Source organism: Streptomyces sp. NPDC056373, from assembly GCF_042262425.1.
Taxonomy (GTDB): domain Bacteria; phylum Actinomycetota; class Actinomycetes; order Streptomycetales; family Streptomycetaceae; genus Streptomyces.
The window spans coordinates 15,551-30,766 of the sequence record NZ_JBHJPX010000015.1; the positions used below are offsets into that span (position 1 = coordinate 15,551).

Below are 15,216 nucleotides of genomic sequence, written 5' to 3' on the forward strand. Positions count from 1 at the left end.
GCTGCGCGGTGGGGTGCGGGACGTAGCGGGGGCCGCCGCCCGCCGTGGAGGCGGGCTGCGGCACCGTCGCGTCGGAGGGTGATCCCTTTTCAGCCAATCCCTCGCACAGGGACCCGCCGCACGGTCCTCCTCCGTCCGCACCCCCTATGCTTCTACAAGCTTGTAGAAGACAGCACACGCACATGAAGGAGTGGACGCCACCATGGTGTTCAAACGACTGCTCGGCGCGCTCGGTGTCGGCGGCCCCACGGTCGACACGGTTCTCGACCCCGCTCCCGTCCGGCCCGGCGGCACCCTCACCGGTCACATCCACCTCACCGGCGGCAAGGCCGACTTCGAGATCGAGCACATCACCCTGGAGCTGGTTGCCCGGGTCGAGGCGGAGCACCAGGGCGGTGAGAGCGAGGGCGTCGTGGCCTTCGACCGGTTCACCGTCGGCGGCGGCTTCCGGCTCGCCGAGGGTGAGCAGCGCAGCGTGCCGTTCAGCGTGGTCCTGCCGTGGGAGACTCCGGTCACCGAACTGCACGGGCAGAACCTGGGCGTGGTCCTCGGGGTGCGCACCGAGCTGTCGGTGGCGGGCGCGAAGGACAAGGGCGACCTGGACCAGCTGAACGTCTCGCCGCTGCCCGCGCAGGAGGCCGTACTGGAGGCCCTCGGCGGGCTCGGGTTCGGCTTCAGGTCGGCCGACCTCGAGTACGGGCGCATCGGTGGCACGGGCCAGCGGCTGCCCTTCTACCAGGAGATCGAGCTCGTCCCCGCTCCTCAGTACGCGCAGCAGATCAACGAGATCGAGCTGACGTTCCTCGCGAACCCGGGCGGCATGGAGGTCGTGCTGGAGGCGGACAAGCGGGGCGGCCTCCTGTCCCCCGGCCACGACGCCCTCACCCGGTTCACGGTCTCCCACGAAGGGGTGGGGCAGCAGGACTGGCCCTCGATCGTCGACGGCTGGATGCGGCAACTGGCCGAGCACCGGGCGTCGTACGGCGCCCCCGCCGGTCACGGTTCGCCCATGGGCCACGGCTCCCCCGCCGGCTACGGCTCACCCATGGGCCACGGCTCCCCCGCGCCCTTCGGCCCGGGCGGCCACGGGCACAAGGGGGAGCACCATGACGGCCGCCGCTCGGGCCCCGGCATGGGCACGGCCGTCGCCGCGGGTGCGGCCGGACTGGCGGCCGGAGTCGTCGGCGGCATGGTCGCGGGCGAAGTCGTCGACGAGGTCGGGGACTTCTTCGAGGGCGACGAGGAGGACGAGGGCTGAGGCCGCGCCTCGGCGGCTCCCGGGGTGGCACTTCCCGCCGCCTGCCGGGTGCAGCGCCATCGTGGCTTGTCGCGCGGTTCCCCGCGCCCCCTGCGGGCGCGCGCCCACCGCTCTGGCACGTCGGTCAGAGCGGTGTCGCCGCGTGCAGGATGAGGACCATCGTCACCGCCGAGTTCGCCGACGACATCGCCGATGCGGCCGTGCCCGCGGCCGCGCCCCACGCCGCCAGTCCGACCGCCGTGAACGCCGGCGGCCAGTGGCGCGGCGTGGGGGCGGGGCCGAGCAGGGCCGCCACCCGGCGCGGTACCGGCCCGGGGGCGGCGAGTCCGGCGAGGGCGGGATGCGGGGTGCCCCGTGAGACGAGCGCGGCTGTGCCGATCGCCCGCGCCACCGTGCGGCGGCTGCCGATCGCCCGGGCCGCCTCCTCGTCCGCCCACCGCTCCGCCGTGTACGCCACGGCGGTGCGCAGCGGCCGCAGGAACGGGTTGGCACGGGCGGCCAGTTGCACGGCGAGCAGGAAGCGGTCGTGGCGTGCGGCGAGGTGCGCCCGCTCATGGGCGAACAGAGCCCGCCGCTCGCCCGGCCGCAGCCGGTCCAGCAGGGCCGTGGTCACCACGACACGGCCACGCCCTCGGCGCGGGTCCCGGCCGCCGGCGGCCGGGACGGCCGGACCGGGCATGCCCGCAGCGCGGCGCCGGCCGGCCGGCGGCACCGCACCCCCACGGCGGCCTTCGGGCGGCAGCGCGTACGCGTAGGGCTCGGCGTCGGGCAGTACCGCCACCTCCGTCCCCCGCAGCCCGGCGAGGGCCAGATGCGCCCGGCGGCGCACCCGTCCGTGCCGCCGCAGCGTGCGGGCACAGGCGACGACCACGGCGCACAGCGCGGGAATCGCGGCCTTGCCCACGACCTCGTCGTGGGGCACCGCCGCCCGCACCTCGGGGTCGGACCAGCCGTCCGGCAGCGGGTTGCCGGGCAGTTGGGCGGTGCCGACCACCATCACCAGCGCCAGACACACCGTGCTGCACAGCGCCAGCACCACGGCCAGCACCGTCAGCAGCCGGGTAGCGGTGCGCGGATGCAGATGCTGTTCGGCCAGGCGTGCCACCGGCCAGGCCGTGAGCGGCAGGACGAGTGGCAGAAAGACGAAAACCCCCATGAGGTGTCAGTCTTCCCCTTCGCCCTGGGCCTGATCGAGCAGGTCACGCAGCAGCCGCTCCTCGTCCGGGCCGAGGCCGGTGACGAAGCTGGCCAGTACGGCCCCGCGGTCGCTCTCGGCGTCCAGCACCTTGCGCATCTTGCGCGCGGCCAGACCTGCCTGGTCCGAGGCCGGTGTCCAGGCGAAGGACCGGCCGACCCGCTCCCGGGTGACCGCGCCCTTGCCCAGCAGCCGGGTCAGGATCGTGATCACCGTCGTGTACGCGAGGTCACCGCCGAGGCGTTCCTGCACCCAGCCGGCCGTGGCCGGGCCGTCCGCCTCCCGCAGCGCCGACAGCACCAGCGCCTCCAGCTCGCCCTGTCCTCGCCGGGGACGCTGTCCGGGATCCGTCACCGCCCTGCCCTCCCTCACGCCGCCGTGTGTTGCCCTCCCGGCCATCGTATAGATCCACCGGCCCGACCCCACTTACTTCTACAGTGCTGTAGATTTCAGAGTGACATCACACCGCACACGTCAAACGCTCAAGAAGGAGTACCCCGTGGGAGTTTCCCTGTCCAAGGGCGGCAACGTCTCGCTCAGCAAGGAGGCGCCGGGCCTCACCGCCGTCCTGGTCGGACTGGGCTGGGACGTGCGCACCACGACGGGCGTCGACTTCGACCTCGACGCCTCCGCCCTGCTCCTCGACGCCTCCGGCAAGGTGCCTTCGGACCAGCACTTCGTCTTCTACAACAACCTCAAGAGCCCGGACGGTTCGGTCGAGCACACCGGCGACAACCTCACCGGTGAGGGCGAGGGCGACGACGAGTCCGTCAAGGTGAACCTCGCCGCCGTGCCCGCCGACATCGACAAGATCGTGTTCCCGGTGTCGATCCACGACGCCGGTAACCGCGGGCAGAGCTTCGGGCAGGTCGGCAACGCCTTCATCCGGGTCGTCAACCAGGCGGGAGGCCAGGAGATCGCCCGCTACGACCTGTCCGAGGACGCCTCCACGGAGACCGCGATGGTCTTCGGCGAGCTCTACCGGCACGGCAGCGAGTGGAAGTTCCGCGCGGTCGGCCAGGGCTACGCCTCGGGCCTGGCCGGCATCGCCTCCGACTTCGGCGTCAACGTCTGACACGGACCGACCGCGCCGCCGGGCCCGACCGCGTGTGGCCGGGCCCGGCGGCCGTATCACCAACCGACCGGGAGACCCTGTGGCCGACCTGTCCCGCCTCCGCCCGGACGACCGCGCGGACTTCGAAGCCGTACTGCACCACGCGCTGGGCACCGCGGACATCCGTGGAGCCCTGGGCGCCGACCCGACCGGCCGGGCGGCAGCGCACCTGCGCGCCCACGCGCTCGCCCACGCCGACGACATCGCGGCGGCGGCCGAGCAGCCCTACCGCTCCTACCTCGCCGTGCGCCGGGCGGCCCGGCACGAGGCACGGCACCCGCTCGGCCCGGGCGAACTGCTGCCGGCCCTCGCGGTGCTCACCCCGCTCGTGTCCGGCACGTCCGCCGCGGCGCTGCTCCTGACCGGCGGCCTGCTCCACATCGCCGACGCCCTCGGCCCCCTGCCCGGATCGCTGATCGCGGCCGGCTGGACCCTGGCACTGGTGGCGGCCCTGACCGGCCTCGCCGCCCTGACCGCGCTGCTGCACACGGCCCTGCGCCGGCGCGGCGGGCCCCCGGCCGCCGACCAGGTGGAGCACGCCCGGCTGGTGTGGCGGCAGGAGCTGCTCGACCGCGGGATGCTGCCCCACCTGCACCGGCACCTGGTGCCGCATCCCGAGACGGCGGTCACCCCGTGCTCGCCGCCCGATACGCTCGCGCCGTGCCCGGCCCGGGCGAGAGAGGACAGGACACCATGTTCGGACTGAGCGAGCTCGCGATCATTCTCATCGTCGTCATAGCCGTCATCGGGATGAAGAAGCTCCCGGAGCTGACCCGCTCGGCCGGGAAGGCGGCCCGCATCCTCAAGGCCGAGGCACGCGCGGCGAAGGACGAGGAGGCGGGGACGGCCCCCGCGCCGCAGGTGGTCCAGGGCGAGGTGATCCCGCCGGGCACCGGCACCACCCCGCCCGGCGCCCGGCCGGCGGGCGCCCCTGACCACTCCTGATCCGTCCCCGTGACTACAGCGTGCGCTCCAGGCGGTCCGCCACGAGCCTCACGAAGCGCGCCGGGTCCTTGGGCTGACCGCCTTCGGCGAGCACCGCCAGGGTGTGCAGCAACTCGGCGGACTCGGCGAGCCGCTCAGATTCCTCGCTCGCCTGGTAGGCCTGGTGCAGGCCCTTCACCAGCGGGTGGCCCGGATTGAGCTCCAGGATCCGCTTGGTGCGCGGCACCTCCTGGCCCATGGCCCGGTACATGTTCTCCAGGGCCGGGGTCAGGTCGTGCGCGTCGGAGACGACGCAGGCCGGGGAGACCGTGAGCCGGGTGGAGAGGCGGACCTCCTTGATGTCCTCGTCGAGCCGCTCCCGCATCCAGCCGAGCAGCCCGGCGTACTCCTCGGCCTGCTTCTCCCGCTCCTGCGCGGCCTTCTCCTCGTCCTGGGCGCCGAGGTCGATCTCGCCCTTGGTGACCGACCGCAGCTTCTTGCCCTCGTACTCGCCGACGGCGTCGACCCAGACCTCGTCGACGGCGTCGGTGAGCAGCAGGACCTCGATGCCCTTGTCGCGGAACGCCTCCATGTGCGGGGAGTTCTCGATGCTCTGCCGGGACTCTCCGGTGATGAACCAGATGTCGTCCTGGCCGTCCTTCATCCGCTCCACGTACTGCGCGAGCGTGGTCGGTTCGTCGGCGGAGTGCGTGCTCGCGAACGAGGAGACGGCGAGGATGGCGTCGCGGTTCTCGGAGTCGGTGACCAGGCCCTCCTTCAGGGCGGTGCCGAACTCCCGCCAGAACGTCGCGTAGCGCTCGGCGTCCTTGGTCCTGATCTCCTTGACCGTGGACAGCACCTTCTTGGTCAGCCGGCGCTGCATCATCCGGATGTGCCGGTCCTGCTGGAGGATCTCGCGCGAGACGTTGAGCGAGAGGTCCTGCGCGTCGACGACGCCCTTGACGAAGCGGAGGTAGGGCGGCAGCAGCGCCTCGCAGTCGTCCATGATGAACACGCGCTTCACGTACAGCTGGACGCCGCGCTTGAAGTCCCGCGTGAACAGGTCGTGCGGGGCGTGCGAGGGGACGAAGAGCAGGGCCTGGTACTCGAAGGTCCCCTCGGCCTGGAGCCGGATCGTCTCCAGGGGCTCGCGCCAGTCGTGGCTGATGTGCTTGTACAGCTCGTGGTACTCGTCGTCGGAGACCTCGTCGCGCGAGCGCGCCCACAGGGCCTTCATGGAGTTGAGCGTCTCGGGCTCGGGCACGCCCTCCCCGTCACCCGACTCCGGCACCATCCTGATCGGCCAGGTGATGAAGTCCGAGTAGCGCTTGACGATCTCCCGGATCGTCCACGCGGAGGTGTAGTCGTGCAGCTGGTTCTCTGGGTCGGCGGGCTTGAGGTGGAGCGTCACGGACGTGCCCTGCGGCGCGTCGTCGACCCTCTCCAGGGTGTACGTGGCCTCGCCGCGCGAGGTCCAGCGGGTCCCCTGGCTCTCGCCGGCGCGGCGGGTCACCAGCGTGACCTCGTCGGCGGCCATGAAGCCGGAGTAGAAGCCGACACCGAACTGGCCGATGAGCCCCTCGGCCCCGCCCGCGTCCTTGGCCTCCTTCAGCTCCTTGAGGAACGTGGCCGTCCCCGAGTTGGCGATGGTGCCGATGAGCTGCCCGACCTCGTCGTACGACATGCCGATGCCGTTGTCCCGCACGGTGAGGGTGCGGGCCTCCTTGTCGACGTCGAGCTCGATGTGCAGGTCCGACACATCGGCGTCGAGGGAGTCGTCCCGCAGCTTCTCCAGACGCAGCTTGTCGAGCGCGTCGGAGGCGTTGGAGACGAGCTCCCGCAGGAAGACATCCTTGTTCGAGTAGACCGAGTGGATCATCAGCTGGAGCAGCTGACGTGCCTCTACCTGGAACTCAAACGTTTCGGTCGTCATGGTTAGCGAATCCCTCACAGGTCCCACAGTCGCCTGAACTGGTGGCTGTAACTCTAAAACACCAAGTCAGGTGGGGGCCCCGGAAGTCAGACGAGGTGGGCGAAGACGACCAGGTTCTCGGTGTAGTCGCGGGCCTGGCGGTCGTAGGAGCCCGAGCACGTGATGAGGCGGACCTGGGCTCTCGGTGTGTCGCCGTACACGCGCTCGCTGGGGAAGTCGTCCTTCTCGAACGACTCCGTGGCGTCCACGGCGAAGGTCGCCCTGCTGCCGTCGGCCCGCACGACCCGGAACCGGTCGCCCTTCTTCAGCTCGCCGAGTCCGGCGAACACGGCCGGTGAGGTCGCCGTGTCCACGTGCCCGGCGATGATCGCGGTGCCGGCCTCTCCGGGCGTGTGGCCCTTGGCGTACCAGCCGACGAGGTTGATGTCGTCCGGCGGCGGGGGCTCCAGCTGGCCGAGGTCGTTGATGGCGAGGTCGGTGAAGGGCGCGTCGACCGAGATCTTGGGGATGAGCAGACGGACGGGCCGGGACCGGGGCAGGTGCGGGCCGCCGGACCGGTCCGGCGCCGTGGACGCGGGCGTGTCGGGCAGGTCGGGGACGGACGAAGCGGCCGCCACGGCGGGCGGCGAGTGCGGCGGGCCGGCGTCGTCGGACGACTCACCGCTGCCGCCGAACAGGTTCACGGTCAGCACGAGGGCGGCCACCGACCAGACCACCGTCATGACGGCGCGCAACCGCCGCTTCGACGGCGCGGGGCCGAGGTCGGAAAGAGCGGGGGGAGGGGCTGCCATCAGGGACCACCTCATTCGGGCACGGCAGCGGGCACGACACGCGGGGGGACGAGCCGGGCCGCCGCGACGTGACGGGCACGTGCGGCGGCCACGGCGGCTATGACGTCAGGCATCGGTCATACGGCGCCCTGCGCGGTCTTCCGGCGGCGCAGCGCGTACATGCCGGTACCGGCGACGGCCAGCGCGGCCAGCCCACCGGCGGTCACGCCCGGCGCGGAGGCCAGCCCGCCGCCACCGGTGTGCATGCCACCGCGCGGCTTGTCGTGCTTGCCCTCCCAGGAGCCCTTCTCCTCCTTGTCGCCCCAGTCGCCCTTCTCCTCCTTGGCGCCCCAGTCGCCCTTGTCGCCGTAGCCGTCCTCTTCCTGCCTGTCGCCCCAGTCGTCCTCGTCCTTGTACGTGTCGGGGTCGTGCTTGGGGTTGCCCCAGTCGTCCGAGTTCACCGCGGACAGCGCTCCGCCGCCGGTGTGCACGCCGCCGTGGGGCTTGCCGTGCCCGTCGTGCTTGCCCTCCCAGTCGCCCTTCTCGTGCCCGTTCTCCTTGCCGTGCTCCTCGTGCTTGCCCCCTTCGTCGCGCTTGGCGGCGTCGGAGTCCTCGTCGTGCCGGGAGCCGTCCCAGTCGTCGGCGGACACGGCGGACAGCGCTCCGCCACCCGTGTGCATGCCGCCGCGCGGCCCGTCGTGGTTGCCGTCCTTGTGGTGCTCCTTGCTGTAGGAAGAGGAGGTGTCGTGGTCCCAGTCACCCGTCGCCTCGGCGTAGGCGGCGGGTGCGGCGATCGCGAGGGCGGCCGTTGCCGTGGCCGTCGCGAGCAGCATGCGGGCAGAGCGCATCGGTGAGTCCTTCCGTCGCGGTCCGGGCAGCTGACGCCTCGCCAGCTCACGAGACCCGGTCTCGACGTGAACCACCGTCAGTCATGCCGGTCCGTCCCACCATCCGGGGCGATCACACGGGTTACGACAACACTCCGACGGCGGCATGACCCCGGCCGTGCGCCCGCCGCCCACGGCCTCTCGGCGTGCGCCCCGTCAGCGGCGTCCGAACCCCCGGTGGGGCGTACGGGCCGGGTCCGGGTCGGCCAGCTGGCCCGCCACACCGACGAGGACCAGCCCGCACGCGATGAGCAGGCCCTGGGCCCAGACGATGCCGGAGCCCAGCACGGCGACGCCGAAGGCCAGCCCCCACCAGGCGCCGGTCCGCCGGTACTCGCGGGGGCGGGCGGGGCGGCCGGATCTCATGGCCCGGGTGAACCGGGGGTCCTCCCGCTCGAGTCGTGCTTCGAGATCGACCAGAGAGTGGTCTTCGGACTGGGGCACGGCTTCTCCTTCCCGGAACCCGAGCGCTTCGAGGCAGGGCACGGCCGAGGCCATGACAAGTCCTGGGGTGTCGGGCCCTGTGACGGCACGGGGGGAGACAGGGCCGCCGACGCGGTGGAGCGCAGTGCCTCGGCTGTCTCACCAGGGCTTCAGCCTCTCCCCCCTCCAGCGGCTTCCACCATCGGGCCCCACCCTCATCCTTCCCGGGGGCCGCCCCCCACGAACGCCGTTCCGAGAGCCGGGCGTTCGGTTCGAGGATGGGTGCTGTCACGGATGGTGGCGGGGCCGGGCGGCGCACACCCTGGGTGGTGAGGTCCCGGGCAGCGGGCACGCGGTGCCCTTGTCACGGCGGATCGTCCCGCCGGCGGCCGGTCTCGCCGCGATCCGTCGGGGCCTGCTTCACCGTCCCGTCCCGCCCTCGTACCCGATCCCGACCGGAACGGCCGCCATGAGTGACTTCCCCACCCGCATCCTGCTCGCCGACGACCACGCCCTGGTGCGGCGCGGTGTCCGGCTCATCCTGGACGCCGAGCCCGACCTCACCGTGGTCGCGGAGGCCGACGACGGTGCCGAGGCCGTCGCCCGGGCCCGGGAGCACGGGCCCGACCTGGCCGTCCTCGACATCGCCATGCCGCGTCTGACGGGGCTCCAGGCCGCCCGGGAGCTGTCCCGGACCTGCCCGCGGACGCGGATCCTGATGCTGACCATGTACGACAACGAGCAGTACTTCTTCGAGGCGCTCGGCGCCGGGGCCTCGGGCTACGTGCTCAAGTCCGTCGCGGACCGTGACCTGGTCGAGGCGTGCAGGGCCACGATGCGGGGCGAGCCGTTCCTGTATCCCGGCGCGGTCGAGGCGCTGATCCGCGACCATCTCGAGCGGGTCCGGGAGGGCGGCACGGGGGCGTCACGGTCCCTCACCGACCGTGAGGAGGAGATCCTCAAGCTCGTCGCCGAGGGCCACACCTCGCAGCAGATCGCGGACCTGCTGGTCATCAGCCCCAAGACGGTGGAGCGGCACCGCGCGAACCTGCTGCACAAGCTCGGCCTGAAGGACCGGCTGGAACTGACCCGCTACGCCATCCGCGTCGGGCTGATCGAACCCTGAGCGCGCCCGCGACCGGTCGCCCTCCGGCTCCGCGACAGGCAGCGTGCGCCCGTCGCGGAGCGGCGCCGGGTGCCTGCCCCCGGCCCCCGGCGTAGGCATGGGCAGCGCCGGGGTCGGGGCGGAGCGCACATCGCCTGTCGGGACCGGGGTCCGCTGCGAAGGTGGCGCCCTCGCCCGAAGGGCGGCCGTGCGGCGCCCGGTGCGTGCTCTCGGCGTGCCGCCCGAAAGCCCTCGTACCGGGCGTACTCGGGCTTCTGGGCGGTGCGCCGAGAGTGCGTGCCGGACGCCGCACAGCTGGCGCCGCTTCCGCAACGGACCTCAGCGCTCAACCTCGGCGGGCTGCGGCGCGGACGGTGTGCTGTCGCCCGCGGGCTCGCCGTCGTACGACGGGGCCGTGGTGCGGCGGGGCAGGAAGCCCTGCCCGGCCCGGAGCGCGCGGGCGAGCAGATGTGCGCGTCCGGCGGCGATGGGGCCGAGGACCGCGAGGACGAGGACGTATCCCGCGATGAACGGGGCGAGACGGGCGTCTAGGCCGGCACCGGCGGCCATGGCGGCCAGGATCAGTGCGAACTCCCCGCGGGCCACGAGGGTGGTGGCGATCTCGGCGGCGGGATCGAGGCCGTAGCGGTACACACGGGCGACGAGGAGACCGGCGGCGACGTTCATCACGAGGGTCAGCGCGGCCGCCGCGGCGACCGGTCCGACCACGGAGACGATGTCGCCGGGGTCGATGGAGAGGCCGAAGGCGAAGAAGAAGATGGCCGCGAAGGCGTCGCGCAGCGGATGCACGAGGTCCCGGATGCGCGGTCCGGAGGGGGTGCCGGCCAGGATCAGACCGACCATGAACGCGCCGATGGCGTCGGCTACTCCGAGGACCTCGGCGATTCCCGCCACGAGGACGGCCGCGCCGAGGAAGCTGATGACGAGCAGTTCGTTGTCGCGGGTCGCGATGAGCCGCCCCACGGGTTTGGTGCCGTACCGGGCCGCCGCGGCCAGCAGCAGCAGGAAGCCGAAGGCCTTGGCGCCCTGCAGGACCATGTCGCCGACGCCCTCGGCGCCGCTGATGACGGGCTGGAGGGCGGCCAGGTACAGCGCGAGGAAGATGTCCTCCACCACGATGACGCCGAGGATGAGGCGTGTCTCCGGGCGGCCGATGCGCCCGAGGTCGATGAGGATCTTGGTGACGATGGCGGACGAGGAGATCCCGAGGACACCGGCGAGGACCAGTGCCTCGCGGACTCCCCAGCCCAGGGCGAAGCCGAACCCCAGCCCCGCGCCGACATTGAGCAGCAGGTAGATCCCACCCGCCGTCAGCAGGCGCCGGCCGCCGCTTCTGAGGTCGTCGAGGTGGAACTCCAGGCCGAGGTAGAACAGCAGCAGCACCAGTCCGAGTGCGGAGAGCATCTCGAAGTCGTGGGCGTCCTGGACGATGACCAGGCCGGGAGTGTGGGGGCCGAGCAGGATGCCCGCGAGCATGAACAGCGGGATCGTGGGGAGCCCGATTCTGCCGCCGAGGCGGGCGAGGAGGGCGGCGGCCAGGAAGGCTCCGCCCATGGCGAGAAGGCTGTCAGCGTGTCCCACGGATCACCACCTTCGTGGACGCGCAGGCGGATCGTTTCACCGAACGGGGATGGATAGGGGCTCCTCCTTCAGGGGGCCGTGACGGGCAGTGGTGTGCGCCTGTGAGGGCGGCCCCGGGACCGCGGCCATGATCATCGGCGCGTCGGCCCGGGCGGTACCGCCAGCCTCACACGGGCACCGGTGGCGTCACCATCGGTGACGACACCCATCTCCGGGCGGTGACGGCACCCACCCCGTCCGTGCCGTGCCGTGCCTGCCGCGTCGTTGCGGTCGGCGGAAGGCACCTCTGCACACAGCCGCATCGACGCCGATCTGCGCCGACTGCACGCGGCCCTGCACACGGCCGGGCACCTGGTGGACTCCCTCGTCCGGCACTCCCGCCCGGTCCTGTTCACCCCGGCTCGGTGCCCGCAGGGGCGCCTTGCCGCCGGCACGGCCCGTCCGGCGCGCAGAGCGCCCGGATCCTGGTGCCGGCCGCGGTACCAGACCGCGCAGGGATCGCCGGGCGCCTGCGCGAAGACCTCCTGCAGCATGCGGCGCGCCGTGCGCAGCAACGGCGTGCTGCCCGAGGAACGCCCCAGCAGGCTGACCGTGCGGGGCCGGAGCGGCGAACGGGCGCGTGCTGATGGGGGCCGGGCTCGCTTCCGCGGCCATGCGCGGCACGCAGGCCGCACCGACCCCGCTGCCGGCGAGGGCGCACGCCACCGAGTAGTTCGACGTTTCGAAAGCGATCAGGGGCGGTGCCATGGACCGGCCGGCGAAGAGGGCCTCGCGCGCCTCCCGGTTCGCCAGGCCCGGACGTCCGCTGATCAGCGGCGTGCCCGCCGGCTCCGACCAGTGCGAAGGAGAGTCGTCGGACATGAGGGGGCGCCCGGCTTCCGCGACCAGGACCAGTTCTTCGTCCAGCAGCGTCTGGGAGCGCAGTCCGGCCGGCACCGGGCGCTGGTGGCCGTGCAGGTACGAGTGGGTCAGAAGGGGGCCGGGGCCCCGGCCCCCAGGCCTCCGGTACAAGAGGCCCCCAGGTCCCCGTACGAGACGGCACGTCCCGCTCGTCGGGGCGGTCGACCATCCCTCGCGCCCGGTGCCGGAGCCGCCCGGCCCGGCAGACCTGCCGGTGGCCAGGGCCGTCAGACCTGCCGGTGGTCGATGCCCAGCAGGCTCGCGGCGGCCCGGAAATCGGCCGTGTGGCTCCCCACCGCGAGGGACCAGTGGTGGCCGACGCCCGTGGCGCTCCAGGCGTCGACCCATTCACCTGGGTCCCGGCCGAAGTCGACGCGGCTGGTGGTGTTGCCGATCTCCAGCAGCGGTCCCGGTACGACGGTTCCCTCGGAGGTGACGAAGGAGAGACTGCCGTCTGCGTCCTGGCCGAGGCCGAGCAGGGTGACGGGCCCGTGCCGGACGTCGAACTCGACGCTCACGCCCCAGCCGCGTTTGCCGTGGTAGACGCCGAGCCCGCGCAGCAGCGGGTCGCGGGCGCCGACCGCGAGGTGGGCGGGGCCGTCGTGCCCCATCTCCACCACGCCGTCCTCGAAGTTCAGGGCCTGGATCTCGGTGAAGGAGCCTCCGGCGCCGATGCTCTGGGACGCCAGCTGGGCGACGGACGTACGCAGTTCGTACTCGCCGGCCGCGGGCACGCCCCGGGCGGTGAGCAGCGAGGCGCCGAGGATCATGCCCGCGCCGAGCCGCTCGTGCAGCTCACCGTCGAGTCCGCGGTGGTAGTAGGCGAGGCTGTCGAGTTCGAAGTCGGCGACGAGCCGGTCGAGGGCGACGGACACGGTCGCGCCCCAGGCGAAGTCCTCCTCCACCACGCTCTCGTCGAGGGTGAAGACCTGCCGGGCGAGAGCCATCCGCTCCCGGGTCTCCGTCTCGGTCACCCGTTCCACACGGTGCCGCAGGTCGTCGAACTCCAGGACCTCCACGTGCGAGCCGAACGTCGTGGCGAGCAGCGTCGGATCGGTCTGCACGTCGAGCATGCCGGGGTACACGTGCCCCATGAGGCCGTGCCGGGCGTGCCGGAGTGCGGCGCGGATGTGCGCGGCCCGGATCCACTGCTCGATGCGCCGCCAGGCGGACTCCTGGCGCAGCCAGCCCGACACCGACCGGAAGGGGATGCCGGCGCGCCGGAAGACGTTGCCGACCTCGGGGACGGGGCACTGCCCGCAGTAGGCCAGCCAGTCCCCGGTGTCGAAGGCGGCGTGGTCCATCCGCTCGGACGGCTGGAGGTCGATGACCAGGACGGGTGTGTGCGAGCGCCGGGCGATCGGCAGGATCATCGACGAGGTGAGGTAGGTCGTCAGGAACAGCACGATCAGATCGCAGTCGGCCCTGCGCAGCTCCTCGGCGGCGCGGGCGCCTTCCTGGGCGTCGGAGACGAACCCAGCGTCGGTCACCTCCGCGTCCATCTCCCGGAAGCGCTCGGCGACATAGGCGGCCGACTCCTTGAGCCGCGGCAGGAGGCCTGGGAACTGTGGCCAGTACGTGCCCAGTCCGCCCGCGACCAGTCCGATCCGGGTGCGGCGCCGGGTGACCGGCGGGAGCAGTTCGTCGGGGGCGACGGTCCGTACGGCCGTGCGGTCCGCGGTCGTTGCCATGGTCGGTGCTCCTTGTCGGGTGCTGCGGTTCACGTGCTGGGCACGCTCGGGTCGGCGCGGTCCGGCACCTGTTCCTCGTCGGGATGCTGCGGCTCAGGTACTGGGCACGCGCAGGTCGGCCCGGTCCTGCACGGCGCTCGCGGAACGCGGGACCAGGACGCGGATGATGAACACGCCCGCGAACGCCGCCACCGTCATGCAGCCGGTGATGGTCCAGAGCAGGACGGACGGGCTGTGGTCGGCAAGGGCCGGGGTGAAGAACGCGGCGACCGCGAAGACGCCCCGTGACAGGGCGTAGGTCAGGCCCTGGGTGGTGCCGCGGGTGTCCGCGGGCAGCGTGAGCTGCGACCACACCTTGTAGTTGGTCTCTCCGGCGAAGGGGTGGGAGAGCTGGTAGAGCACGAAGAAGACGAGCATGCCGGCGAGTGCGCCGGCGGTCAGGGACGCGATGACGAACGCGAGGATCTGCACCACCGCGGCCACGTGGAACAGCCGGTCGCGCCAGGGGCTGTCGGCGACGCGTACGAAGGCGAACGTGAGCAGCACGCCGACCGGGATGAAGGCCAGGTTGACCCCGGTGGCCAGGCTCTGCGAGGCATCGCTGACGGTGACGAGCAGGTAGGTGCCGAACTGGCCGAAGGTGTTGGCCCCGAGCCCCCAGGACACGTAGAAGAGGAACGTCGCGGCCATCGGCAGCATCGCGGCGCGGGTCCACACGTTCTTCAGGGAGATGCCCTCGGGGACGGCCCGGGTGTCCGTCTGCGCGGGCCCGTCGGACAGCTTCAGCCGGGACCTCAGGGCCCAGGTGACGAGTGCGGCGACGGCCAGTTGCCCGGTGACGATCCGGGCCCCGGTCATGCCCGTGGTGGACAGGGCGAAACCGAGGAAGATGGCGACGGTGATGCCCAGCATCCACATGACCTGGGTGAACGCCACCAGCCTTCCCCGGGCCCAGGAGGGCGCCGCGTCCGAGACGACGGCCAGGGAGGTGGGCAGGTCGGCGCCGGCCGCGAGCCCCGCGACGAGCACGCCGGCCAGCAGGGTGATGTCGTCCGGGGCGAGGGTGATGACGAGGGCGCCGATCGCGAAGCAGAAGATGTCCCAGTTGTAGACGCGGCGGCGGCCGAAGAGGTCGGCGAGCCGTCCGCCGACGAGGGATCCGACGGCGATGCAGCCGGTGACGATCGCGCTGATCGCCCCGGCCATCCACACGCCCATGTCGTAACTGTCGCGGTAGACGGCCAGGTTGACGGAGATGCTCACGATCAGCCCGGCGTCGAGGTAGGAGGCCATGCCCGACAGGGCGGCGGCCTTCCAGAGCGGTCTGGGGATGGGGCGGGTACCGGCCATGATGCGACTCCGTCGTCTGGTGACATCGCGGTTCCGGGGGCCTGGTCGCAGCGAATATAGAGCG

Annotated in this window: 15 protein-coding genes; 5 read left to right on the forward strand and 10 right to left on the reverse strand. The window is 72.4% G+C overall.

Features of this window, described 5'->3' with window-relative positions; translation table 11 throughout:
- The first annotated feature begins 202 nt into the window (after positions 1 to 202).
- Entirely contained in the window at positions 203 to 1,258 is a 1,056-nt protein-coding gene (locus ACFCXS_RS29015; RefSeq protein ID WP_376646295.1) for a sporulation protein, read from the forward strand.
- A gap of 124 nt (positions 1,259 to 1,382) precedes the next feature.
- Here ACFCXS_RS29015 and ACFCXS_RS29020 read toward each other — a convergent pair whose 3' ends face one another.
- Together ACFCXS_RS29020 and ACFCXS_RS29025 are read right to left on the reverse strand one after the other, a co-directional pair.
- Positions 1,383 to 2,414 (reverse strand): M56 family metallopeptidase, encoded by a 1,032-nt coding sequence (locus ACFCXS_RS29020; RefSeq protein ID WP_376646296.1) that lies wholly within the window; start codon positions 2,412 to 2,414, stop codon positions 1,383 to 1,385.
- Between the two features lie 6 nt (positions 2,415 to 2,420).
- Positions 2,421 to 2,807 carry a BlaI/MecI/CopY family transcriptional regulator gene (locus tag ACFCXS_RS29025; protein WP_376646297.1) on the reverse strand — a complete coding sequence of 129 codons (387 nt, stop codon included), beginning with the start codon at positions 2,805 to 2,807 and terminating at the stop codon, positions 2,421 to 2,423.
- Positions 2,808 to 2,952: 145 nt separating this feature from the next.
- Between ACFCXS_RS29025 and ACFCXS_RS29030 the strand changes: the two genes are divergently transcribed.
- The 3 genes from ACFCXS_RS29030 to ACFCXS_RS29040 all read left to right on the forward strand — a co-directional run bounded on the left by ACFCXS_RS29030 (position 2,953) and on the right by ACFCXS_RS29040 (position 4,512).
- The gene (locus ACFCXS_RS29030) at positions 2,953 to 3,528 is read left to right on the forward strand and encodes a TerD family protein (RefSeq protein ID WP_376646298.1); all 576 of its coding nucleotides are present in this window, start codon (positions 2,953 to 2,955) and stop codon (positions 3,526 to 3,528) included.
- A gap of 79 nt (positions 3,529 to 3,607) precedes the next feature.
- Positions 3,608 to 4,273, forward strand: coding sequence for a hypothetical protein (locus tag ACFCXS_RS29035; protein ID WP_376646299.1), 666 nt, complete (start codon positions 3,608 to 3,610; stop codon positions 4,271 to 4,273).
- Positions 4,261 to 4,512 (forward strand): twin-arginine translocase TatA/TatE family subunit, encoded by a 252-nt coding sequence (locus ACFCXS_RS29040; RefSeq protein ID WP_376646300.1) that lies wholly within the window; start codon positions 4,261 to 4,263, stop codon positions 4,510 to 4,512. Before ACFCXS_RS29035 ends, ACFCXS_RS29040 begins: the two co-directional genes overlap by 13 nt.
- Before the next feature lie 13 nt (positions 4,513 to 4,525).
- Here ACFCXS_RS29040 and htpG read toward each other — a convergent pair whose 3' ends face one another.
- The 4 genes from htpG to ACFCXS_RS29060 all read right to left on the reverse strand — a co-directional run bounded on the left by htpG (position 4,526) and on the right by ACFCXS_RS29060 (position 8,525).
- On the reverse strand, positions 4,526 to 6,424 hold the full coding sequence (gene htpG, locus ACFCXS_RS29045; protein WP_376646301.1) for a molecular chaperone HtpG: 1,899 nt from the start codon (positions 6,422 to 6,424) through the stop codon (positions 4,526 to 4,528).
- Positions 6,425 to 6,510: 86 nt separating this feature from the next.
- Positions 6,511 to 7,215, reverse strand: coding sequence for a class F sortase (locus tag ACFCXS_RS29050; protein WP_376646302.1), 705 nt, complete (start codon positions 7,213 to 7,215; stop codon positions 6,511 to 6,513).
- Between the two features lie 116 nt (positions 7,216 to 7,331).
- Entirely contained in the window at positions 7,332 to 8,042 is a 711-nt protein-coding gene (locus ACFCXS_RS29055; protein WP_376646303.1) for a hypothetical protein, read from the reverse strand.
- A 195-nt stretch (positions 8,043 to 8,237) separates the two neighbouring features.
- On the reverse strand, positions 8,238 to 8,525 hold the full coding sequence (locus tag ACFCXS_RS29060) for a DUF3040 domain-containing protein (RefSeq protein ID WP_376646304.1): 288 nt from the start codon (positions 8,523 to 8,525) through the stop codon (positions 8,238 to 8,240).
- 448 nt (positions 8,526 to 8,973) lie between these two features.
- Between ACFCXS_RS29060 and ACFCXS_RS29065 the strand changes: the two genes are divergently transcribed.
- On the forward strand, positions 8,974 to 9,630 hold the full coding sequence (locus ACFCXS_RS29065) for a response regulator (protein WP_376646305.1): 657 nt from the start codon (positions 8,974 to 8,976) through the stop codon (positions 9,628 to 9,630).
- 318 nt (positions 9,631 to 9,948) lie between these two features.
- On the opposite strand, the gene ACFCXS_RS29070 is transcribed toward ACFCXS_RS29065, so the two are convergent.
- The 4 genes from ACFCXS_RS29070 to ACFCXS_RS29085 form a co-directional block, all read right to left on the reverse strand.
- A complete protein-coding gene (locus ACFCXS_RS29070; protein ID WP_376646306.1) occupies positions 9,949 to 11,211 on the reverse strand; it encodes a cation:proton antiporter in 1,263 nt (420 codons plus the stop codon).
- 186 nt (positions 11,212 to 11,397) lie between these two features.
- Positions 11,398 to 12,147 carry a LysR family transcriptional regulator substrate-binding protein gene (locus ACFCXS_RS29075; RefSeq protein WP_376646307.1) on the reverse strand — a complete coding sequence of 250 codons (750 nt, stop codon included), beginning with the start codon at positions 12,145 to 12,147 and terminating at the stop codon, positions 11,398 to 11,400.
- Between the two features lie 191 nt (positions 12,148 to 12,338).
- Entirely contained in the window at positions 12,339 to 13,802 is a 1,464-nt protein-coding gene (locus tag ACFCXS_RS29080; protein ID WP_376646308.1) for an arabinose isomerase, read from the reverse strand.
- A gap of 93 nt (positions 13,803 to 13,895) precedes the next feature.
- Positions 13,896 to 15,152: an MFS transporter gene (locus tag ACFCXS_RS29085; RefSeq protein ID WP_376646309.1), complete on the reverse strand. Its 1,257-nt coding sequence runs from the start codon at positions 15,150 to 15,152 to the stop codon at positions 13,896 to 13,898.
- Positions 15,153 to 15,216: the final 64 nt, after the last annotated feature.